The organism is Paenibacillus sp. D2_2 (assembly GCF_031199965.1).
Classification (GTDB): Bacteria; Bacillota; Bacilli; order Paenibacillales; family Paenibacillaceae; genus Fontibacillus.
In genome coordinates, this window is record NZ_CP133605.1 from 2,312,975 (window position 1) to 2,336,312 (window position 23,338).

20 protein-coding genes and 2 pseudogenes are annotated in these 23,338 nt (G+C 45.5%); 19 read left to right on the top strand and 3 right to left on the bottom strand.

All coding sequences use genetic code 11. The annotated features are described in order from the left end of the window. Positions 1 to 135 precede the first annotated feature (135 nt). The 7 genes from RE628_RS11745 to glnA all read left to right on the top strand — a co-directional run bounded on the left by RE628_RS11745 (position 136) and on the right by glnA (position 9,049). Positions 136 to 2,766: a PBP1A family penicillin-binding protein gene (locus RE628_RS11745; RefSeq protein WP_309158853.1), complete on the top strand. Its 2,631-nt coding sequence runs from the start codon at positions 136 to 138 to the stop codon at positions 2,764 to 2,766. 471 nt (positions 2,767 to 3,237) lie between these two features. Continuing rightward, complete coding sequence (locus RE628_RS11750; protein WP_309158854.1) at positions 3,238 to 3,798, top strand: ribonuclease FAU-1 family protein; 561 nt, start codon at positions 3,238 to 3,240, stop codon at positions 3,796 to 3,798. 2 nt (positions 3,799 to 3,800) lie between these two features. Next, positions 3,801 to 4,475, top strand: a complete 675-nt coding sequence (locus RE628_RS11755; protein ID WP_309158855.1) for a YdcF family protein — start codon at positions 3,801 to 3,803, stop codon at positions 4,473 to 4,475. A 268-nt stretch (positions 4,476 to 4,743) separates the two neighbouring features. Next, on the top strand, positions 4,744 to 5,721 hold the full coding sequence (locus RE628_RS11760; RefSeq protein ID WP_309158856.1) for an AAA family ATPase: 978 nt from the start codon (positions 4,744 to 4,746) through the stop codon (positions 5,719 to 5,721). A 219-nt stretch (positions 5,722 to 5,940) separates the two neighbouring features. Beyond that, positions 5,941 to 7,194, top strand: coding sequence for a methionine gamma-lyase family protein (locus tag RE628_RS11765; protein ID WP_309158857.1), 1,254 nt, complete (start codon positions 5,941 to 5,943; stop codon positions 7,192 to 7,194). 94 nt (positions 7,195 to 7,288) lie between these two features. Further along, entirely contained in the window at positions 7,289 to 7,702 is a 414-nt protein-coding gene (locus RE628_RS11770) for a MerR family transcriptional regulator (RefSeq protein ID WP_309158858.1), read from the top strand. An 18-nt stretch (positions 7,703 to 7,720) separates the two neighbouring features. Next, the gene (gene glnA, locus RE628_RS11775) at positions 7,721 to 9,049 is read left to right on the top strand and encodes a type I glutamate--ammonia ligase (RefSeq protein WP_309158859.1); all 1,329 of its coding nucleotides are present in this window, start codon (positions 7,721 to 7,723) and stop codon (positions 9,047 to 9,049) included. 356 nt (positions 9,050 to 9,405) lie between these two features. On the opposite strand, the gene RE628_RS11780 is transcribed toward glnA, so the two are convergent. From RE628_RS11780 to lexA, 3 genes are all read right to left on the bottom strand, one after another. Next, a complete protein-coding gene (locus RE628_RS11780; RefSeq protein WP_309158860.1) occupies positions 9,406 to 10,005 on the bottom strand; it encodes a hypothetical protein in 600 nt (199 codons plus the stop codon). Between the two features lie 764 nt (positions 10,006 to 10,769). After that, positions 10,770 to 11,096 carry a DUF2642 domain-containing protein gene (locus RE628_RS11785; protein WP_309158861.1) on the bottom strand — a complete coding sequence of 109 codons (327 nt, stop codon included), beginning with the start codon at positions 11,094 to 11,096 and terminating at the stop codon, positions 10,770 to 10,772. A gap of 278 nt (positions 11,097 to 11,374) precedes the next feature. Continuing rightward, a complete protein-coding gene (gene lexA / locus RE628_RS11790) occupies positions 11,375 to 11,998 on the bottom strand; it encodes a transcriptional repressor LexA (protein ID WP_309158862.1) in 624 nt (207 codons plus the stop codon). A 228-nt stretch (positions 11,999 to 12,226) separates the two neighbouring features. Here lexA and RE628_RS11795 point away from each other — a divergent pair, with 228 nt between their 5' ends. The 12 genes and pseudogenes from RE628_RS11795 to RE628_RS11850 all read left to right on the top strand — a co-directional run bounded on the left by RE628_RS11795 (position 12,227) and on the right by RE628_RS11850 (position 23,328). Beyond that, on the top strand, positions 12,227 to 12,589 hold the full coding sequence (locus tag RE628_RS11795; protein ID WP_309158863.1) for a LysM peptidoglycan-binding domain-containing protein: 363 nt from the start codon (positions 12,227 to 12,229) through the stop codon (positions 12,587 to 12,589). Positions 12,590 to 12,834: 245 nt separating this feature from the next. Continuing rightward, on the top strand, positions 12,835 to 13,008 hold the full coding sequence (locus RE628_RS11800; protein WP_309158864.1) for a DUF896 domain-containing protein: 174 nt from the start codon (positions 12,835 to 12,837) through the stop codon (positions 13,006 to 13,008). A 123-nt stretch (positions 13,009 to 13,131) separates the two neighbouring features. Further along, positions 13,132 to 13,281: a hypothetical protein gene (locus tag RE628_RS11805; RefSeq protein ID WP_309158865.1), complete on the top strand. Its 150-nt coding sequence runs from the start codon at positions 13,132 to 13,134 to the stop codon at positions 13,279 to 13,281. Beyond that, positions 13,278 to 13,664: a hypothetical protein gene (locus RE628_RS11810; protein ID WP_309158866.1), complete on the top strand. Its 387-nt coding sequence runs from the start codon at positions 13,278 to 13,280 to the stop codon at positions 13,662 to 13,664. The genes RE628_RS11805 and RE628_RS11810 overlap by 4 nt, the downstream gene beginning before the upstream one ends. A 63-nt stretch (positions 13,665 to 13,727) precedes the next feature. Then, positions 13,728 to 14,522, top strand: a complete 795-nt coding sequence (locus RE628_RS11815; RefSeq protein ID WP_309158867.1) for an HAD family hydrolase — start codon at positions 13,728 to 13,730, stop codon at positions 14,520 to 14,522. 255 nt (positions 14,523 to 14,777) lie between these two features. Further along, the gene (locus RE628_RS11820; RefSeq protein WP_309158868.1) at positions 14,778 to 15,188 is read left to right on the top strand and encodes a FixH family protein; all 411 of its coding nucleotides are present in this window, start codon (positions 14,778 to 14,780) and stop codon (positions 15,186 to 15,188) included. Positions 15,189 to 15,623: 435 nt separating this feature from the next. Then, positions 15,624 to 19,061 (top strand): methionine synthase, encoded by a 3,438-nt coding sequence (gene metH / locus RE628_RS11825; RefSeq protein WP_309158869.1) that lies wholly within the window; start codon positions 15,624 to 15,626, stop codon positions 19,059 to 19,061. Positions 19,062 to 19,143: 82 nt separating this feature from the next. After that, positions 19,144 to 20,079 (top strand): annotated as a pseudogene (gene rnz / locus RE628_RS11830) (ribonuclease Z). A gap of 257 nt (positions 20,080 to 20,336) precedes the next feature. Beyond that, positions 20,337 to 21,142 (top strand): annotated as a pseudogene (locus tag RE628_RS11835) (TIGR01457 family HAD-type hydrolase). 141 nt (positions 21,143 to 21,283) lie between these two features. Further along, positions 21,284 to 22,102, top strand: a complete 819-nt coding sequence (locus RE628_RS11840) for an Fpg/Nei family DNA glycosylase (RefSeq protein WP_309158870.1) — start codon at positions 21,284 to 21,286, stop codon at positions 22,100 to 22,102. Continuing rightward, positions 22,092 to 22,943, top strand: coding sequence for a deoxyribonuclease IV (locus tag RE628_RS11845; protein WP_309158871.1), 852 nt, complete (start codon positions 22,092 to 22,094; stop codon positions 22,941 to 22,943). The genes RE628_RS11840 and RE628_RS11845 overlap by 11 nt, the downstream gene beginning before the upstream one ends. Positions 22,944 to 22,989: 46 nt before the next feature. Then, positions 22,990 to 23,328 (top strand): cyclic-phosphate processing receiver domain-containing protein, encoded by a 339-nt coding sequence (locus RE628_RS11850; protein ID WP_309158872.1) that lies wholly within the window; start codon positions 22,990 to 22,992, stop codon positions 23,326 to 23,328. Positions 23,329 to 23,338 lie beyond the last annotated feature (10 nt).

Sequence of the window (23,338 nt, forward strand, 5' to 3'; positions counted from 1 at the left end):
GGACTAAGAGTGGAGCAACCTGATTGAAGGTTGTTCTTTTCTTTCCAACAATGATTACTGGTCATTAGAGAAATACGATCATCTATCGAATCTGCTGTCAAGTTAGACTGGTATGAAGGGAGTCAGAGAAAAACAATGTCTACCAAGAGACCTTCCAGACTGGAAAGGAACGGCAAGCCAAATCACAAGCCTACCAAGCCTAATGGAACTAAAAAGAGAAAACTAACGGCTAGACGGGTAATGTGGACGCTATTTTTCACCGTGGCGATCGCTATCATATGTGCGCTTGCCGGATATCTTTATATTACCGTCAACGGTGAGAGAATCCTCAGTGAGAATGAGGATAAGCTGTTTATTTATGAAACTTCGAAGGTATATGACCGCAATGGAAATATGATGGGTGAATTGTCGGTGGATCGTAGCGAGCCAGTTGATTCCGATAAAATCCCTGATCTTCTGAAGAAAGCATTCGTAGCTACGGAGGATAGACGCTTCTATGAACATAGTGGTGTTGATCTTTGGTCCATCGGACGAGCTGCCGTTAAGGACGTCATGTCCCGTTCACTTGTCGAAGGGGGCAGTACGCTTACGCAACAGCTTGCCAAGAACATGTTCTTGAGCCGTGACAAAACCTTCTTCCGGAAAGCAACGGAAATGTCTATTGCAATGGCACTTGAGAACCATAAGACGAAGGATGAGATCATTACGCTGTATTTGAACCGGATTTTCTTCGGTCAGAAAGCGTATGGTATCAAGGCAGCGTCGCAGCGTTATTTCGGAGTTAGTGATTTGAATAAGCTGGAAATATGGCAAATGGCTACATTGGCGGCGATACCTAAAGGTCCGTCCGTATATAACCCAGTTTCCAATCCGGAACTGTCGAAGCAGCGCCGATCAGTGGTGCTTGATCTGATGTATGAACAAGGCTACATTACGGCAGCGGAACGCGATGAAGCGAAGGCCGTTGATTATAACTATGTTCCACCGGTGAAGAACGAGAGCTACCTGGCTTTCAAGGATTATGTTATTAAGGAAGCCGAGCAGAAATACGGGCTGACAGAAGACGATCTGAACCGTGGCGGATACAAGATTTATACAACGATGGATGCTCAAGCACAAATAGCCGTTGAGAAAGCGTTCGATAACAACGATCTCTTCGAGAAGAGTGTGGATGATCAGCCGGTACAAGCTTCGGTCGTTATCATGAACCATGAAAATGGCAGCTTGATTGCTCTGTTGGGCGGTCGTGATTACCAGCGCAAAGGCTTCAGTCGTATTGAAAGTCGCAGACAACCTGGCTCGGCCTTTAAACCGATCGTATCCTACGGTCCTGCGCTGGAGTCTGGCAAGTTCAACGTGAACTCGCAGGTCAGCAATGAACAGCAGTGCTTCGGCGACTATTGTCCTCGTAACCTGCATGGCTATTCCAAGACGATCGATATGACCACGGCACTGACGAAGTCTGAGAACATCCCAGCTGTATGGTTATTAAATCAGGTTGGAGTTAAGACTGGTGTGAAGTATGCTGAGGAAATGGGTATCAAGATGGATAAGAATGACAACAACCTGGCGATTGCGCTTGGTGGTCTCACCTATGGTACAAATACGCTGGAAATGGCAGGAGCATTCAGTGTGTATGCCAACGGTGGAGAATACAATGAACCATATTCCATCAAACTCATCAAGGATCACGACGGCAAGGATATTTTCAAATACAATCCGCCGAAGCCGAAGCGGGTATTTAGCGAGACAACCGCTTATTATATGACACAGATGATGCAAAATGTTATTAATGATGGTACAGGTAAACGTGCTAAAATCGATCGTCCACTTGCTGGTAAGACGGGAACAACACAGCATGGGATCAAGGGTCTGAAGAGCAGCAAGAACCGTGATGTATGGTTTGTCGGCTACACACCAGAGTGGACAGCTGCGATTTGGGAGGGCTATGACAATCCGGATAAGAACCATCTGCTGAACGGCAGCAGCGGTCAAGCCGCATCCTTGTTCGCGACAATTATGAAGGATGCTCTCAAAGGCGTTCCAGTGAAGGATTTCCCTGTTCCTGATAACCTCAAGCAAGCACCAGAGCCGCCGCAGGAAGAGGTACAGGTTACAGCACCTAGCGATTTGAGTGGTTCTTACGATGAAGGTACGGGGACTATTTCACTTAACTGGACGGGTGTAGATCAGACAGGGGTGAACTATCGGATATACCGTAGAGAGGCTACTGCGCCGAACTTTACACATTATATGGATGTAGTCACCACCTCGGCCGAAGATCTAACGATAACGCCGGGAACCGATTATGAGTATTATGTAACGGTCTACGATCCGGCAAGCGATACAGAAAGTCAGCCGTCAAACATCGCTCAAGTCTCGGTACCAGCAGAGGATAACGGTGGCGAGGGCGAAGTGATACCACCTCCGGATGGCGGTAATACGTCTAATCCTGGTGGAGGCAACGGTAATGGTAGTGGTAGTGGTAGTGGTGAAGTAACACCTCCACCTAGTGGCGGAGGCTCAGGTGAGTCTGGCAATGGTGGTAATCAAGGACCTCCTAGTGGAGATGGATCCGGCCAGGGGAATGGAACTGAGTCGGGTGGAGGAAGCAATAACGGAAGTGAACCAGGTGGAACTACACCAACTGATCCTGGTGGCGGAGGTTCATCTACCGATCCATCTGGGGATGGAAGTAGCGTTCCGAGTAGCGGCACCGGGGAATGTAGACTCCCTCGTTGTCCGATGATGTTACTCAAGATATAGAAAGACCGATATGAAAAGGTTAGAAATAGGGTTACGGGTAGAACACCGATGCTTATCCAAGAAGCATCGGTGTTCTTTTATGAGGTTGTTTAAAAAGTCCCCCTTTGATAAGAAAACCGGTTGAAGTAATTCGAGGATGAGCGACGGCGATTCAAAGGTAGGTTTTCTTGCGATATAGAATTTCATCATCTTCTGCTGATAACGTATAAATTCTATATCTAACACGAAGTAGCACTGGTAGCTTATTCGACATCGAACCTTGAATTCAGCCGGGCCTTCCGGTGCTCACGTACCCAAAACGTACGCTCCGCTCCTCAGTCCCTAACTTCATCCAATTTTCTCGGTGCTGAAAGTCTGACTTTTTAAACACGCACTTGTGTGTATTTTTTTTTTATTTTCGAAGATTCGTTTTTGAGTGAGCCTCTTAAATGTGGTAAGCTGAAGGTACATTGTGCCAGAGAGGTTTTGAACATGAAGCGAAAATTCGGAGATCGTGCGAATTGGCGCCGCGTGACCCAGCGCCAGTTCAAATCGAAGTATGTTGAAGGTGACACATTTACAGGTTATGCTACGTTCTATGGCATTAACGCGCTGCGCGACCCTCTATGGAAGACGTATGGAGGTCATACTTTTCGTATTGCCGATAAGGGATATACCTGGCTTCAATACTATCCCAAAGGAGCTCACTATGTAGTAACTGCCATGTTTGACGATCATGGGAGCATTGTGGAGTGGTATATCGACGTATGTAAAACCCAGGGGGTTACGGATCAAGGTGTCCCATGGTTTGATGATTTGTACTTAGATATTGTTGTACTTAAGAACGGCGAGGTGTTTTTACTGGATGAAGATGAACTGGATGATGCATTGAGCCGTGGCCTTATCAGTGTCAGGGATTACGACTTGGCGAAAGAGACGGCCCGTGATGTGATGAAATTGATTAAGAATCAAGCGTTCCCTTATTTTGCAATGTCGCTTGAGCATTATCGGACCGGCTACGTTCAATCTGATTCTAGCAATTCTGGAGGTTAACCATGGCTCAATACCGCGCAAGCTCACCGTATGCTGGGAACAGAAGAAGGAGCAACCGCAAATTCGTCTGGACTCTCCGTATTGGAGTGACATGTATACTGATCGGCATTTTATGGTCGGTCTATGCACTGGCCCAGATCGGTAGCGTATACAGGAATACAGCTGCGACTACTGTAGCTTCGGAACCTGTAGATGTAGGGATTATACTTGGCGCATCCATGTGGGGGGATCAACCTAGTCCCGGGTTGCAGGAGCGCCTTGAGCAAGGGCTTGCGGATTATGAGGCTGGCCGCTTTCATACCTTCATTCTAACAGGAGGCCTGGACAAGCCGGACTTCCGTTATACAGAAGCGGAAGGGATGGCAAACTATCTCGAGCAGCACGGCGTCCCGAAAGAAGCTATTCTACTCGAGAACAAGGCAACGAGCACTTACGAGAATTTGAAATTCAGCAAGGAGATTATGGAGGATAAGGGGTTAACCTCAGCTGTCATTATCACTCATACTTTCCATGGCAACCGGGCGTACGAGATCGCCGAAGCGTTGGATTATTCCAGCCCCAAGTTGTCACTTACAGAGACCCATGTTCTCAAGCGCGTTCCTACTATCTTGCGCGAAATTTTGGCTTATACGAAATGGAAGATAGATTATGTATTACTCGCTGTTGGCTGGAAATGACAAAACTTCTAATATCGGATGAGGAGAGAGAATACACTTAAATGTGTGTTTAAAAAGTCAGACTTTCAGGACCAAGAAGGTTGGATGAAGTAGGGACTGAGGAGCGGAGCGTACATAGTTTGTACGTGAGCACCGGAAGGCCCGCTGAATTCAAGATTCGATGTCGATTAAGCTACCAGTGCTACTTCGTGATCAAAGGGTGACTTTTTAAACAACCTCTTAAATGTGTGTTCAATAGCCCCTACCCTATAAAGAGGTGATCTGCGCTATGTCAGGGCGAGTAATGGCAAGAAGTGGTCCTCCTGAAGAGAGGCCTTCAAGACAAATTAATATTGTTCTACGTAATTCGGAGCCGCCGGTTGTCTCGCAGAGTGTTCCGGACAGTGAGGCTCATGCAACTACTGCCAAGCTCATGCCGCAAAATAGTCTGTTTGCAGATTTGCAGAAAGAGCTGGACGGACTGGTTGGATTGGATCATATTAAAGAATTGATGTATGAGATATTTGCACTTCTACAAATCGCCTCGATGCGTTCTGAGGCCGGACTGTTGTCCGGGGCTCAGGTATTCCATATGGTGTTCAAAGGAAATCCAGGAACCGGTAAGACGACCGTCGCCCGATTAGTGGCAAAGTTTTTTCAGAAAATGGGTGTACTTAGTAAAGGACATCTGATCGAAGTGGAACGGGCTGATCTTGTAGGAGAATATATAGGACACACGGCGCAGAAGACTCGCGATTTGGTCAAGAAGGCGATGGGCGGTATTCTGTTCGTGGACGAAGCCTATAGTCTGGCTCGCGGTGGAGAGAAAGATTTCGGTAAGGAAGCTATCGATACATTGGTAAAGTCTATGGAGGATTCGAAGAACCAGTTCATTTTGATTCTTGCGGGGTACTGTGACGAGATGGATTTCTTTCTCGATACCAACCCTGGACTACCTTCACGCTTCCCAATTGTGATGGAATTTCCGGATTATACGATTGATCAGTTGATCCAGATCGCCGAAGGGATGGCCAAGGAACGCGATTATATTCTGATGCCGCAGACAATTGTCAAATTGAAGCAGCATTTGCTCCGTGAGAAGATGGAAGGCGAGCATGTGTTCAGCAACGCTAGACATGTCCGTAATGTGATTGAGCGTTCGATCCGTCATCAGGCGGTACGCATTTTGAATCAATTTAGTGGTGGTTCTCCCGGTAAACTGGAGTTAATGACGATTCGTCCCGAGGATTTGAAGGTCGATAAGTAATTGGCAGATGACTCTGTCTGGATTTTGTTGACTTAGATGATTGAGAAGAAGTTGAACCTATGGTTAACACAGTGAACGGACGTTCTCGCGTTATTGCTGGAGCGTTCTACCAGCTGTACCATGGAGTTCAACTTTTAAAATTTTATGCATCGAGAATGTTAAGTGGTTTAAAAGTTAGACTTCACTTCTTGGATTAACTTAAAGGGAGAGAATAGTTGAATGGCGGTATTTTCAGAAGAGATAATAACACGAATGGAAGAGGCGGAATGTCAGGCAGAACAGCAGTTCCGTGAAATTGATCGTGTTGTGGACAAGAATCAGTTCAAAGTGATTGAAGCTTTTCAGAAGCATCATGTAAGTGATTTTCATTTTGCCGGATCGACTGGTTATGCATATAATGACCGGGGACGAGAGGTACTTGATCTTGTCTACGCGGACGTATTTGGTGCGGAAGCAGCGCTGGTCCGTCCTCACTTTGCATCCGGCACACATACGATCTCAACGGCATTGTTCGGTGTGTTACGTCCTGGGGATGAGCTTCTTTACATTACGGGTAAACCTTATGATACGCTGCATAAAGTCATTGGTAAACCTAGTGATGGCACGGGCTCTTTACAAGATTTTGGGATTACCTATGATGATGTGGCACTGTGTGCTGATGGTACGGTAGATTGGGATACAGTTGCCAGCAAAATAACATCCAGCACTAAGGTAATCGGAATTCAGCGCTCACGAGGATATGATTGGAGAGCTTCCTTCACGGTGGAGCAAATTGGTGAAATGGTGAAGCGTGTGAAGTCGTTGTCTCCGAATTGTATCGTATTTGTTGATAACTGCTATGGAGAATTTACGGAGGAGCAAGAGCCGACCGAAGTTGGGGCTGATTTGATCGCTGGTTCACTGATTAAGAATCCTGGCGGAGGATTGGCCGAGACAGGCGGATATATATGTGGGCGAGCCGACCTTGTGGAGTTGGCGGCGAACCGCCTGACTGCTCCGGGCATCGGAGGAGAAGTTGGTGCAATGTTGGGCACGACACGGGGCATTTACCAAGGGCTGTTCCTGGCTCCAACAATTGTGGGACAAGCCATTAAGGGAAGTATTTTAGCAGCGGCATTGTTCGAGCGGGTCGGCTTTGACAGTAAACCACGTTGGATTGACAAGCGTACGGATTTGATTCAGGCGATCTCCTTCAGCAGCTCGGAACATTTGATTGCTTTTGTACAAGGTATTCAGCGTGCTGCTGCGGTTGACGGCCATGTAGTGCCTGAGCCTTGGGATATGCCGGGTTACGATCATCCGGTCATTATGGCAGCGGGGACCTTTATTCAAGGGGGAAGTCTAGAGTTATCTGCAGACGCGCCGATCCGCGAGCCTTATATTGCTTATATGCAGGGTGGACTTACCTACTCCCACGTTAAGTTCGGTCTGTTGACTGCATTGCAGACGATGAAGGATCGTAAATTACTTTAAATTTTCTTGTAAGTAAACCTGACATCACTATTGACATGTTAGAATAACTTACATATCATTATTTTATGATAATTAAACTGGAAGGTTGAGAGCGATGAGTGACGATATTCGCAGAAATATGGCCTTGTTTCCGATTGGTATCGTGATGAAGCTTACGGATTTAACGGCTCGGCAAATTCGTTATTACGAACAGCATGAGTTGATTGTACCTGCGCGGACATCCGGGAACCAACGTCTGTTTTCCTTTAATGATGTGGAACGTCTTCTCGAGATTAAGGCCTTGATCGATAAAGGAGTCAATATCGCTGGGATTAAACAGGTGATCACTCCGGCAAATGGCGAATCTGAGGAAGCGACAGTCATAACGCGGGACACTGAAGAGAAACGTAAGGAAATATCGAATTCCGAGCTCTATCGTATGCTGAAGCAGGAATTGTTCACGAAGCAACGTCCTGGTCAGGTTTCTTTAATCCAGGGGGAATTATCCCGCTACTTTAAATTAAAATAACTGTTGGGAGATGTTAGCGTGAGTTACACCAAGGATGATATTCTGCGAATCGCCAAAGAAGAGAATGTCCGCTTTATCCGTCTGCAATTTACGGATTTGCTGGGAACAATTAAGAACGTGGAAATTCCAGTAAGCCAATTGGAGAAAGCGCTGGACAATAAGATGATGTTCGACGGTTCGTCTATTGAGGGCTACGTGCGGATCGAAGAATCCGACATGTATCTGGTTCCAGATCTGGAAACTTGGGTTATCTTTCCTTGGATTAGAGAGGATCGCATTGCCCGCTTGATCTGTGATGTGTATATGCCTGATGGCACACCGTTCGCTGGTGACCCGCGTAATATCTTGAAGCGTGTACTGAAGGAAGCCGAGGAAATGGGCTATACTTCGATGAACGTAGGACCTGAGCCAGAATTCTTCTTGTTTAAGACAGATGAGAAGGGCAACCCTACTATGGAGTTGAATGACCAAGGCGGTTATTTCGACCTTGCACCTACTGACCTTGGTGAGAACTGCCGTCGCGAGATCGTGCTGACACTTGAAGAAATGGGCTTTGAAATCGAAGCTTCTCACCATGAGGTAGCTCCTGGCCAACACGAAATTGACTTCAAATATGCTAAGGCAATTAAAGCGGCTGACCAAATTCAAACCTTCAAACTCGTTGTTAAAACGATCGCTCGTCAGCATGGCTTGCATGCAACGTTTATGCCGAAGCCATTGTATGGTGTGAGCGGTTCCGGAATGCACTGTCACCAATCCCTGTTCAAGGGAAAGACGAACGCATTCTATGATGAAAAGGATGATCTTGGTCTGAGCCAAGATGCTCGCCATTATATGGCTGGTATTTTGACACATGCGCGCTCTTTCGCTGCTGTAACTAACCCAACAGTTAACTCTTATAAACGTCTTGTACCTGGTTATGAAGCACCTTGCTATGTAGCTTGGTCTTCAAGCAACCGCAGCCCGATGATTCGTATTCCGGCTTCCCGCGGTGTTAGTACTCGTGTTGAGGTACGTAATCCTGACCCAGCTGCTAACCCATATCTTGCACTTGCCGTAATGCTCAAAGCCGGACTTGATGGAATCAAGAGAAAACTTCCGCTAGTTCAACCGGTGGATCGCAACATTTACGTTATGTCCGAAGAAGAGCTTATCGAAGAAGGCATTCCAAGCTTGCCTGGAGACTTGAAGGAATCTATCGGTGAATTGGTTCGCAGTGAGATCATGGCTGAAGCACTTGGTGAGCACGCTTTGACCCACTTCTGCGAATTGAAGGAAATCGAATGGGATATGTACCGGATGCAAGTTCATCAATGGGAACGTGACCAATATATGACGTTGTATTAATTCGAGGAATCCCTTGCGCCGTAAGGCGTGAGGGGTTTTTTGTATTTAGTTGGATGGAGTAGCCTTAATTTGTTGGCCCACCCAAACGGCCCCCGAATTTTTAATTCCTATTTTATAAATAGTCGTTTGAGTAGTTTTCAAACTTCTTCATATTCTTTGTTTCACAAGAAAGAGAGTTAATACCGCTTTTGCAAGAAATCTCAAAATCACTGAATTCGCAGGATAACATAGGGAACATGATCATGCATAATATCAGCCTGCTTTTAAGTCAAACCTCAATAGCAAAAGAGCCTTCCTAAAAAGGACGACTCTTGCCGAACTTGTAGATATTTGCTTAATTAATCACATTATCTACATCAAGGTGTTATAAAGCTTCCAGCGTAAGTTAGGTCATTACTACCAATGACTTGAGATGGAGTAACATAAGCTTCCTTTTTCTCGTCATAGTAACCAATGATATAGTCGGTTTTATTATTGCCATAATAGAATGCTTGCCAGATGAATTTTGAACAGTAGTTTGGATCTAATGAACCCAATTTAAAATTATCCCATGATGCCCATGGTATATAATAGGTTGATATACTCGCATAATTATTCTCTGCCCATTCAGCTGCTTTCACACCGTGAGCTGATCTATATACCTTGATAGTTTCACCTTTACCATGTCTACTTGAGTAAGCATAAATTCCATCTGATTTCCCGGCATTACCCGCTGCTGGGTTGACGTGATATACATTTAAGTCAGACCCTACAATACCGACATGTCCTACGATAGCAGTTGATGAACCAAACGATTTAGATGAGTAGACAATATCACCAGCTCGCATAATAACATTGCTTCCAGGGTAGTAAACAGGAAGTTCAGCTCTTGGCTCAACTTCTGCGTTTGCGCTTAAAGAAATTGAAAGTAATAGAAAAAAGACTAAGACTGAAAATAAATACTTGTAATATTTCATAATATCCCCCTTTAATAGAATATATTTACATATTTAATCTATCATAACTACCAGAAGTTTACAAGATTAACGACATGTAGTATTTTTATATCAACTAGTTTTCTGAAGGGGGCTATTTATGAGATTATATTCGAACAAGAGTTCTCAATTAATTATTACTTTACTCTACCCTTTACTAATTTTCTTATTATTGAGCTTCCGAGAAGAAATAGACACATGGATCGTCCCAATAGGCATATCATTTATATTTTGTTTTTTATGGAGAAACATTCGCTATTTAATGGTTTCAACATTGATTATGTGGGTTGTTACGGTTCCGTTGTGGTATTTTGTGGTTGAAATAGATAAAGAGAGTCAATTCGCAGTGCTTTTTAGTTCATCTTTACCACTAGTTGTCTTGCAATTTGTAGTTATTGTCTTAGTTCCAGAATTAATAATTATTTCTATTAGGAACTTTTTAATAAGAAGATTCATTTCAAAAAGTTGATTTATCACCTATACCGCGCCGTTCAATCAATGCTATAAACATGGATTGAAAATCTTATCGAGGATGTGCTTGTTATTAGCCCCGGATTTAAAATAGAATAGCATTTTAAGTTTTTCTCGGTACATAAATAATGTCCTTAGAACCTCTCAATGGAGAAGCCAAAGGACTGAAAATTTTACTTCTTCGTTATTTGTTTTTTACCTTTGGACACCGACATAAGTGGTCCGATCTTTTAGGTGATGTGAGAGGGAAGGGGCTTGCAGCCCCCTCTATATGATTATTCTGGCATGATCCAAACAATTTCGCTAATGCGGACAATAAATTTCTTATGTCTTTCTTCCAACACAACATGGTCTTGTTTTACATCGATGACACATCCATCGAGTCTGCCGCGTGTTGTTTCCAGAATAACAATTTTACCCATGAGGGACATTAAACACTCAACCACGCATTGATCGACGGGATGGACAATGATAGATTGAGGCATGTGTTGCTTGTGGGGCATGTTAGACATATTGGCCATATTAGCCATATTAGCGGTGTTTGGCATGTTAGACATATTAGACATGTTGGGCATTTGATACATCATTGGATAACCGTTCAAAAAATTACCTCCCAATATTTTATACGTCATTCTATGCATATGCCTATATAAGTAATTGGGCGTCCGCCTAGAGTTTGGAAATAAAATAGACAAAGGCCCGTTCTAGGATTAATACAAGGATCTCAAGTGAACGTTTAGATTGTAATGATTCGACAGAGCGTTTGAAAACCAGGGAGGAGAGAAGGGATTATATAATTACAATTTAAAAAGCATCCCACCAGGGATGCTTTTTGTGATCTTTGCTGCATTTAATCGTCAATTAATTGTATAAATCAATTCTAATGAAAATCTCGGAATAGGCCAATAACTTTACCAAGGATGCTTACGTGTTTCAAGCGAAGGGGCTCCATAGTAGGATTCTCCGGTTGCAGTCGGATATGATCCTTCTCCTTATAGAAGGTCTTAACCGTTGCTTCATCCTCCTCAGTCATTGCTACGACGATATCGCCGTTGTTCGCGGTTTGTTGTTGTCTTACGATAACATAATCGCCATTATGGATTCCGGCTTCAATCATGCTCTCGCCGACTACGGATAGCATGAATATCTCGCCATCGTTCGCATAATGATTAGGTAGCGGAAAGTAATCTTCTATATTCTCGGTAGCCGTGATCGGCACGCCCGCTGTCACTTTACCGACTACAGGAACGCGTGCTACCGAATGAGCAAACAGACCGGCGCTTTCGGATTCCTCGCCAAGAAGCTCGATTGCTCTCGGTTTGGTAGGGTCACGTCGAATGAATCCCTTCTTCTCCAGACGATCCAGATGTCCGTGTACCGTAGAGCTGGAGGCTAGTCCAACGGCTTCTCCAATTTCACGGACGGAGGGCGGATATCCTTTCGTTCGTACTTCGCTGCGTATAAATTCCAAGATTGCTTGCTGGCGGCTGGACACCTTAGACATAACCAATCAACTCCACTTAGTAACGTTTGGAAAAATTATAACATAGAACTACCGTTCGTACAAACATAAGTTCTAACATTGCTCGTTATTGACCCATCTTGACCATTTATGACGAAGAATGCTGTAAAAATAATTAGGGAACGAATGTTCGAAAAAAGTATTGAATCAAACAAGTGTTCGTGTTATATTATTTTCAGTAATAAGAACACTTGTTTGGAGATGAGGAAAATGCTTAAATATAGCACATATAAAAGTATTTATACGGAGTCAATCCAGAAATCTTCTATATTATCATCAGAGGTTCAAGGTTCCCGTATTTCTAAAACTGCCAAGAGAACGATGCTGGTGCTGGTACTGCTGTTATTAACCTGCACTGGGGTGGTCTCGGCTTTTGCCGCATCTAATGATAGCGTAAATAAGAAACCATTGGAGACAGTTATTGTTATGCCGGGTGATACTTTATGGGAGATCGCATCAGAACATAAACCTCAAGGTAAAGACATTAGAAGATATATAGAATCTATTAAGCGGGTTAACGGAATGCATGTAAGTTCGATAAAGGCTGGAGAGGTACTAGTTCTTCCTAAGTAATCAGTTACTTGTTCGATTTTTCCGGCCTGCTGATTGAACGTCGATTCTGTTTTACGATGAACCGAAATTACTATATAATGAAGAGAGCTTGTGTTACAGGCGGTTGTGCCTTGACAAGCTCTTTTTCTCATGTCAGAGTATGAATAATTGCTGCTTTGCATGAGTGGTAAATACGGCTTGAATATCTTCCAATATATGAGGATGCAAGCTGTAACATAAAAGATTAACGACTTGGGGAGGGACTTATGGATATAGAATCTGTTGTTGCGCGGATCAATGAATTGGCCCGTAAGCATAAAACTGATGGACTAACGGAAGAAGAGATTCTGGAGAGAGCTAAGCTTCGCGAGAGATATCTCGAGAATTTCCGGGCGAATTTCCGTCAAAGACTAGAACAAATCGAAATTGTCGAGGAGTAAGCCGGCCCTAGGGCCTGGCTATACATAACATGCGGCTTACGGATACGAGTGAGGCTTGATTGGCTTGACCTGTTGTAGGCTTATACTGTTGATAGGCGTTATTTAATATGAGGAGGACTGAGTATGGGTTCATTTGACAGAAAAGTAGAACGCAATCAAAAAAGATTGAACCAGAAAGGGAAAGGACCTGTGATTACGACAAGCACAGCATCCGATCCGCGAAGATCACTTGGTGTACGGGGGATGGTGACATTTTCCGCGGACGTAATATGATCCTTCCGGGCGTGCTGGTGCTCATAGCCCTACTATATTCAACCGTTGGCATTGTCGGTAATGCTGCAGAGATGAATTCTTGGCTTTATTGGCTGACGATAGGGCTATATTTGTTGCTTGCCTTCACCTTGTTCATGAGAAGACCTTATCTTCGCATTAATAAGAACTGGGTATATACAACCAAATACAACCGCGACCGACTTCTAGAGGCGGGCAATATTAAAAAAATCAAAGTAAGTCGCAAAAAAATTATGATCGTGCCTAAAATCAAGGATGCGAACTGGGTATTCTATCGTACTCGCAATTTGTTTGATACGACAGCTATGGGAGACCGTCTAGAGCAGTTCGCACACACTCACAATGTTCCGTTTGAGAGAGAATAGGATATTTCCGTAGAGCGCATAGCAAATAATGCATTTGTCATGGGAGAGGGAGGCTTGGTCGGAATGGCCATTAAAGCGGTATGTTTTGATTTAGATGATACATTGCTCTGGGACGATCGAAGCGTGAAAGAAGCTTTCGAGGAGACGTGCCGTAAGGCTGAATCCCTAACGGGCTGCAACCCAGTTGAGCTGGAAGCAGCTGTCCGTAGAGAAGCAAGGGAATTGTACGAATCCTATGAGACATTTCCTTTTACGAAAATGATCGGGATTAACCCCTTTGAAGGGTTGTGGGCAAACTTCTCAGCAGGCGAACAGCCGGAATTCCGTCAGCTTGAACAATTGGCACCGATCTATCGCAAGGAGTCTTGGCGTCGTGGCATGCTCTCTTTAGGCATTGATAATGATGAAATGGCTGCTGAGCTTGCCGAAGGTTTTGCTGCAGAACGCCGAGCACGCGCTTATGTATATGAAGAAACATTCCAAATCTTGCAGGAGCTAAAGGGGAAATTTAAGCTGCTTCTACTTACGAATGGCTGCCCTGCTCTGCAGCAAGAGAAGCTGGATGGGGTGCCAGAGCTCTCTGCCTATTTCGATAAGATCATTATCTCCGGTAGTTTTGGCAAAGGTAAACCTGATTCCTCGATTTTCAAGCACGCGCTTGATCAGTTAGGAACGAAGCCCGAAGAGACTTTAATGGTTGGGGACAAGCTTACGACCGATATTCGTGGATCACTCAGCGTAGGCATTCACGCAGTATGGATAAATCGTGATGAGAAGACCCGTAATGATGAGATCGTACCGGATTACGAAATCTCTCATTTATCCCAGTTGCATCAAATTATTACGGAATTTGCTTAAAATATAAGTTCAAAAGGCCGGTTACAGCACCGAAGCTTATTCTTTCGATGTGCGTTTTTTCAAAACGCTTCAGTTGGATGAAGCTAGGGCGTGAGGAGCGGAGCGTACGAAGTTTGTACGTGAGCACCGGAAGGCCCGGCTGAATTCAAGATTCGATGTCGAATAACTTCATGATTCACTTCGTGATCAAAAGCGGACTTTTTGAACTTCCTCTCAAGACCTCGCCATTTAAGATTCATGAGGAAGGAAGATAACATGCGAAGAAGAAGCTGGAGTTTTCTGATATTTGCGCTTATTCTCATCGTGATCAGTGGTTGTGGAGATAAAAGTTCTACCAATCACGTAGACAGCATGGCTATGGAACCGATTCAGGTGGGGCTTCAAGTGAATCCGACTGAGATTCAAGTAGGTGAAAAGGTCCACTTTGAGGCCAAGGTGACCTATCAAGGGAAGACAGTGGATGATGCCAAAGAGGTCATGTTTGAAATCTGGAAGGACGGAGATAGCGAAGACCAGCATAGTAAGGTAACCGTCAAGAGTGCTGGAGAAGGAAGCTACGTGCTGGAGAAAATCTTCAAAGAGGCGGGTAACTACCATGTTACCTCTCATGTTACGGCCAGAGATCAACATTCGATGCCTTCAGAGGAATTTACTGTGCATGAATAAGAATTCAATCTAATTGTCTTGTAAGAAAGCTGCTCTTCATGCGAAGGGCAGTTTTTTTAATGGCGTATTCCAGTCTGAATTTATGTCTATAGAAGCTTCAAGTTTCAATGGGACATGAAAAGAATAGCGTATATCATTGTGATATTGAAACTAATAGCAATCATGAAATGAGTCGCCAATTACGAACGATAACTAATCGAAGCGTAATTTCGTTCGTGTTTAATAATCCGATTACATACATTGGGATACATATATTTACTTCTCCGTTAGTAGAATTTGATTCGATTTAATTATTGATACTGACCCTTGAAACGTTTATTGAAATTTAACCCTAAGGTCAGTCATGGCGCGTGGTTCCCGATTTGGAATTGCATCTTTTCTTAATGGCTGACTTCTGATACACTAAAACTTAACGTTTTGCGGGAGGGATAGAACATGAGTAAGCCGAGTCTTGAGTCCAGAATGAAAGAACGAATATTAATCCTCGATGGGGCTATGGGTACGATGATTCAGCAGAGGGACCTGTCACCAGCCGATTTTGGTGGGGAAGATCTGGACGGTTGTAATGAAATGCTTGTGCTCACCCGTCCGGATGTGATTCAGGATATTCATGAGCAATATTTAGAGGCGGGAGCCGATCTCATAGAGACAAATACATTTGGTGCTACTTCGATAGTTCTTGCTGAATACGAACTGCAAGACCGTGCACGTGAGATTAACTTAGCCGCTGCGCGCCTAGCAATTGATGCAGCTAATAAGTATAGCACACCGGATCATCCACGATACGTCGTTGGTGCTCTTGGACCGACGACGAAGACATTATCGGTTACTGGTGGGGTCACTTTTGATGAGCTAACGGACAGCTACGAGGAACAAGCATTGGCATTAATCGAGGCTGGTGTTGATGTGCTGTTGCTTGAGACATCACAGGATACGCTTAATGTGAAGGCAGGGAGCATCGGAATATCCCGTGCTTATGATAAGTCCGGTACAAGATTGCCGCTGATGATATCCGGTACGATCGAACCGATGGGAACAACGTTGGCCGGACAGAATATTGAAGCTTTTTATATCTCGCTGGAGCATTTGAAACCGATCTCGGTCGGACTGAACTGTGCTACTGGACCGGAATTTATGCGCGATCATATTAGAACGTTGTCTGATATGGCAAGAACAGCAATTAGCTGCTATCCAAATGCCGGGTTGCCTGATGAGAACGGCAACTATCATGAATCGCCGGATTCGCTGGCCCAGAAGCTGGCGGGATTTGCGGAGCAAGGCTGGCTGAACATCGCTGGTGGCTGCTGTGGAACGACCCCTGCTCATATTGCCGCTATGGCCGATAAGATGAGCCAGTATGAGCCAAGAACAATCAGCGGCGAGCATCCTCCAGCATTGTCCGGCATTGAACCGGTCTATGTTGAAGTGGACAATCGTCCATATATGATCGGTGAGAGAACCAACGTTCTTGGATCGCGCAAGTTCAAACGGCTTATTGTAGAGGGCAAATATGAGGAAGCATCGGAGATTGCCCGTGCTCAGGTGAAAAATGGCGCTCAGGTGATCGACGTCTGCGTCCAGGACCCGGATCGTGATGAAGCAGAGGATATAAAGCTGTTCTTGGAGCTCGTAGCCAAGAAGGTGAAAGTGCCGCTGATGATCGATACCACGGACCCCAAGGTACTTGATCTTGCTTTGACATACTGCCAAGGCAAATCGATAATTAACTCCATTAATTTTGAAGATGGTGAAGAAAAATTCGAGAGCGTGACTCCTCTGATCCATAAGTATGGGGCATCGGTGGTCGTTGGGACGATTGATGAGAAGGGACAGGCAATTACTCGGGAAGATAAACTGGAGGTTGCCAAACGTTCGCATGATTTGCTCGTGAACAAGTATGGACTTTCTGCGGAGGATATTATTTTTGACCCGTTGGTGTTCCCGGTTGGTACTGGGGATGAGCAATATATTGGCTCGGCTAAGGAGACGATCGAGGGGATTCGTCTAATTAAGCAGGCGCTACCTGCCTGCCACACTGTGCTTGGGATCAGTAACGTCTCCTTCGGTTTGCCGGAAGCAGGGCGCGAAGTATTGAACTCTGTCTTCTTGTATGAATGTACGAAGGCAGGGCTTGATTATGCGATTGTGAATACCGAGAAGCTCGAACGTTATGCTTCGATTCCGGAGGAAGAACGCAAATTAGCGGAAGAGCTGATTTATAATACGAATGATGAGACCTTGGCTGCATTTGTCGCTGCTTTCCGTAACAAGAAGGTAGAGAAGAAGGAGAAGGCCGTCAACCTATCGCTTGAGGAGCGACTCGCTTCTTATGTAGTGGAGGGCACGAAGGAAGGTCTGATCCCGGATCTGGATGAAGCGTTGAAGCGTTACGGTGCACTTGAGATCATTAATGGCCCGTTGATGGCTGGGATGGAAGAGGTTGGACGTCTATTCAACAACAATGAGCTGATCGTGGCAGAGGTATTGCAGAGCGCTGAGGTCATGAAGGCATCAGTAGCTTATCTAGAGAATTTCATGGAGAAGAATGAGACATCCGTCAAAGGTAAAATCCTACTGGCGACCGTAAAGGGAAATGTCCATGATATCGGTAAAAACCTAGTGGAAATCATACTCTCTAACAACGGTTACAAGATCGTGAATTTGGGCATAAAAGTACCACCGGAGCGTATTATTGAAGCTTACCGTGAAGAGAAGGCTGATGCGATTGGATTATCCGGCCTGCTCGTCAAGTCGGCTCAACAGATGGTAGCCACAGCACAAGATCTACGCGGTGCGGGGATCGATGTACCTATCATGGTAGGTGGAGCGGCGCTGACGCGCAAATTTACACGGACACGCATTCGTCCTGAGTATAATGGACTTGTTGTCTACGCCAAGGATGCGATGGATGGACTAGATCTGGCCAACAAGCTCATGGATAAGGAACAACGTGAGAAGATGCGACTTGATATGGAAGCGGAGAAAGAAGCGGATTCTAAAGTTGCTGAGAAGGCACCGCTGCCACAGTTAACCCGGGTTGAACGCTCGAAAATATCACTTGATGTGCCTGTATATCAGCCACCTGATCTGGAGCGTCACATTTTAAGAGACTATCCGATTCAGCACATTATTCCATATATTAATATGCAGATGTTATTGGGACATCATTTAGGATTGCGAGGCTCGGTCGAGCAGTTGCTTGCTCAGGGTGACCCGAAGGCTGTTCAACTGAAGGAGACGGTAGATGAGATTCTAGCGCATGCGACACGTGACGGAATTATCCGTGCGAATGCAATGTATCGGTTCTTCCCGGCTCAATCGTCAGGCAACGATATTATCGTGTATGACCCAGCAGATCATAGTAAAGTACTCAAAACCTTCAGCTTCCCAAGACAACAGGTTGAACCGTACTTATGTCTAGCGGATTTCCTGAAGCCGGTGGACAGTGGTATTATGGATTATGTGGGCTTCCTCGTGGTTACAGCTGGACAAGGTGTTCGTGAATTGTCTGAGAAATGGAAGGACAGCGGAGATTATTTGCGCTCCCATGCGCTGCAATCTGTCGCCTTGGAGACAGCAGAAGGCCTTGCGGAACGGGTACATCATATTATGCGCGATATTTGGGGCTTCCCGGATCCGCAGGATATGACGATGAAGCAGCGTCATGGCGCTCGCTATCAAGGTATCAGGGTCTCCTTCGGCTACCCGGCATGTCCGAATCTTGAGGATCAGGGGCCGCTGTTTGAAATTATGAAGCCTGAGGATATCGGCGTAGAGCTGACCGAAGGATTTATGATGGAGCCAGAGGCTTCAGTCTCTGCCATGGTGTTTGCTCATCCGCAGGCTCAATACTTTAATGTAGATAAAGCCTAAGATGATTAATTGCGAGAACCCTCCGTCTAACGGAGGGTTCTCGGCAATTTGAGGGCACTAACGCCCGAAGGAGGTTATAGTCATGGAATTGTATTTCATGGGAACGAATGCAGGGGTTCCTTCATTGGAGCGCAACGTAACGTCCCTGGCGCTTCGTCTGTTCGACGAACGGCGCAGCTTCTGGTTGTTTGATTGTGGAGAGGGTACGCAACATCAAATACTTCGCTCGCCCCTTAAGCTTAGCAAGCTGGAGAAGATCTTCATTACGCATCTGCATGGTGATCATCTGTTCGGACTGCCAGGGCTCATCTCGAGCAGAGCTTACCAGGGGGAACACTCCGCTGACTATATATGGCCCGCCTGGGTTAAAGCAATATATAACAACATCGCTGAGTATCAGCGAGTCGAGGATCGATTATCGGCTAGATATCGTCGAACATGAAGGTGGAGAATTGTTCGAGGATGAGACCTTTCGCGTCGAGTCCGCACTGCTGGATCATCGGATCGCGAGCTATGGATATCGAGTCATTGAGAAAGATCTCCCGGGTAAGCTCGATTCTATTTTGCTAGGCAGTCACGGCATTAAGCCGGGTCCGCTATATGGCAGGCTAAAGCGGGAGAGAGCGTGGAAGCACCGGATGGTGTTATTATTACGCCGGACGAAGTACTGGGGAGTCCGAAGCAAGGGAGGATTGTAGCGATTCTCGGAGATACCCGTCCATGTAAGGCTGTCATTAGTCTGTCAGAAAGTGCAGACGCTATAGTTCATGAATCTACGTTTCTCAATGAGTTGGCACAGACGGCTTATGATTATCATCACAGCACTGCAAAGCAGGCTGCCGAAGCAGCGAAGGCGGCAGGTGCGAAGCAGCTCTATCTTACTCATTTCAGCTCAAGATATAAATCTGAGGAACAGCTTCACCGCTTACTTGTTGAAGCGCAGCAGACTTTTGCGAATTCTGAGCTAGCCCGGGAACATGTTATATATCCTGTGACACGTGCTGACGGGGAAGAGTAGGGTGGGAGATTACAGTGCTCTAATGAATTATTTTCCGGGAAAGCGCAGGATCTGACAGGCGATTGCAAAGTTTGCTATATCTATAAATAAGATAGATCCGTCTTCGATGTTGTTCGACGCGGCATGACGGGATCATGCGAAAGTTTGACAGAATCACGGCCCGATTACTGATTATTTTGACAACGGAATGTTCGGAAATTTGCTTGTCCTTTTGTTTTCCATGTACAATGATATTTGATACAGAGGAGGATAAAACGATGAGCAAATTAACAGCCGACTGGAAGGCTTATCTTATAGATTTGGATGGAACTTTATATCACGGAAGCCGTATGATACTTGGAGCAGACCGATTAATATCCGATCTCCAGGATGCTGATATTCCTTATCTGTTCGTTACGAACAATTCATCACGAACTCCAGCGGAGGTTGCCACCCATTTGCAGCAAATGGGAATTCCAGCCGATGAACATCACGTATGCACCTCGGCTGTAGCTGCTGCGCAGTACATCGCTGAGCAGTACCCGAGTAGCAAAGTGGCTCCGATCGGTGAGTATGGGCTGCTGGAAGCTCTTCGCGAGGCGGGACTAGAGTGTGATGAAGAGCATCCCGATGTAGTAGTTCAGGGGATTGACCGTTCCTTTACATATGAGAAATTAACGAAGGCGGCTCGGTTGATTTCGGGGGGGCACGATACGTTCTGACTAACCCTGATTTGCAGTTGCCCTCACAAGATGGACTGATGCCCGGTGCTGGTACTATCGCCGCAGCTATCAAAGCGGCATCGGGCCGTGAGCCGATCGTTATCGGTAAGCCGTCGGGAATACTGATGAAGTTCGCGATCGACAGGCTGGGTCTTCGTAATGAAGAGGTCGCTGTGATTGGTGATAATATGCTGACGGATATATCTGCAGGAGTCCATGCGGGTTGTGGCACGATTCTGACACTAACTGGCGTGACTACCGAGGACAACTTGGAGGAGTATGTTATCAGCACAGGGATTCAGCCTGATGTGATCTGCAAGAACCTGGATGAGATTCGCAAGCTGGTGTGTGAGAAAAGGTAATTTAAATAAGTGTTCAAAAAGATCAGTTTTCAGCACCGAAGCTTATGCTTTCGATGTGCGTTTTTTCTAAACGCCTCAGTTGGATGAAGCTAGGGCACTTTTTGAACTACCTCTAACATGAGAATGAAGGGAAGATGAGCCATGCCGGAACTACCGGAAATGGAAAATTATAAAGTACAACTATCACAGCATATCTTAGATTTACCGATTACTTCTGTGATGGTAAATCGCGAGAAATCGATCAACGTGGAAGGAGAAGCTTTCCGTTCCGAGTTGTTGGGCAGACAAGTGGTATTTGTGGAGCGCCGCGGAAAGCATCTCTTGTTCCATTTAGATAACGGACGCCGTCTTTTACTGCATTTAATGCTTGGTGGATTATTGTATTTGGGATCTTCCGACGATCGACCGGAGCGGAATACACAGATTGAGATTACCTTCGGTTCCGATCTTGTCCTATATTTCATGGGATTAAGACTTGGCTATCTACATATCCTCAGTGCCAAGGAAGCGGAAGAATCGCTGTCGCATCTGGGACCGGAGCCACTCGGGCGGAGAATGAACGAAGAGAGATTCATCAGTCTTCTGCAGAATAGGCGTAGCAGTTTGAAGACGGCTTTGGTTAATCAGGATATTATTGCAGGGATCGGTAACTGTTATGCGGATGAAATCGCCTTTGCCGCTGGACTACGGCCATCAGCTAAGCTGCAAAATTTCGAAATGGGAGACTTCTCACGTCTGTACCTTGCGATGCAAGAAGTGCTGATTAAGGCAACAGAAGCTGGAGGATATATGGAGATGCCTGTTATTAAAGGGGATACCTTAACGGGCGGCGCTAATGATATTTGCGAGGTATATGATCGGGGTGGGGAGACATGTTCCCGCTGTGGAGATCAGATTATAAAGGCAGAGATGGGCGGGCGCAAAGTGTTCTACAGTCCGGGTTGTCAGCATGATCGATGAGATTAAGGTCGGCGGACATTTCAGCATTCGATATGGATATTCCGGTGCTGCCAAGGCGGCGCTGCAGATTGGAGCAGGGGCTTTTCAGTATTTCCCCAAAAATCCAAGAGGTCTGTCGGTGAAGTCCTTTAATGCACAGGATGCAGAAACATGCCGCCAGCTTTGTCTCAAGAATCATATCGTATCAGTGGCACATACGCCTTATCCGAGTAATTTAGCCGCTGAGCCGAGTAACGAGGATGGACTTTTCCATCGAGTAGTAGACTCGCTGCGTAACGATCTGGAAATTGCAGAAGCTTGCGGTTCTATTGGAATAGTAGTTCATTTTGGCACAAATAAGGCTGGAAACCCCTTACAAAGTTATCAAAATATTATACAATGTATAAATAAAGTGCTTGCAAATTGGCGAGGTCAGACTAAGTTGCTGATCGAGAATCAGGCGGGGGACCATGGGGACATGGGAATGACGCTTGAAGAGATGGTTCAGATTCGCAAGCTATGTGATACTCCGCAGCATATCGGGTTCTGCCTTGATACTTGTCATGCTTTTGCATCGGGAATGTGGGTTGGTGAGAAGGATGATTTTGCGGATAAGGCACAGCGGCTGGGATTCTGGGAAGCTCTGTCCGTGGTTCATCTTAATGATTCCATGTATCCGCTGCATTCACGTAAGGACCGACACGCCAGAGTTGGGCAAGGATATATAGGAGAATCAGGTTTTAGAACGTTGCTACAGATGGATGCCATTCGACGTGTGCCATTAATTTTAGAGACCGCTACTGGAGCGGATGGAACGTATAGAGAGGATATGGAGCTGGTAAGGCAGTGGGCGGAGAGCTAGTGCTGGAATAACAGCGGAAAGGAAGAAGAACGTGATTCATCTATATATGGACGATTTCCGACAATGTCCAAAAGGGTTTACATTAGCGCGCTCGGTGGATGAATGCATTGAGTTGCTGCGTTTGACTGAAGTAGATATTTTATCGCTAGATCACGATATGGGTGTAGATGAGAAAACCGGCACTGAAGTGGCTGTTACTATCGCCCAGGAGGGTCTATACCCCCGTGAAATCTATTTGCATACATCGAGTAGTTGCGGTAAAAAAAGTATGTACGAAATCCTGTATCAGAATAAACCGGAGCACGTAGTACTGCATAACGGTCCGATTCCGTTCGAGCGTTTGGACGATATCGCGCGTCAGGCAGAGCAGCGTGCTGGAAAGTAAGAGAGGTTGC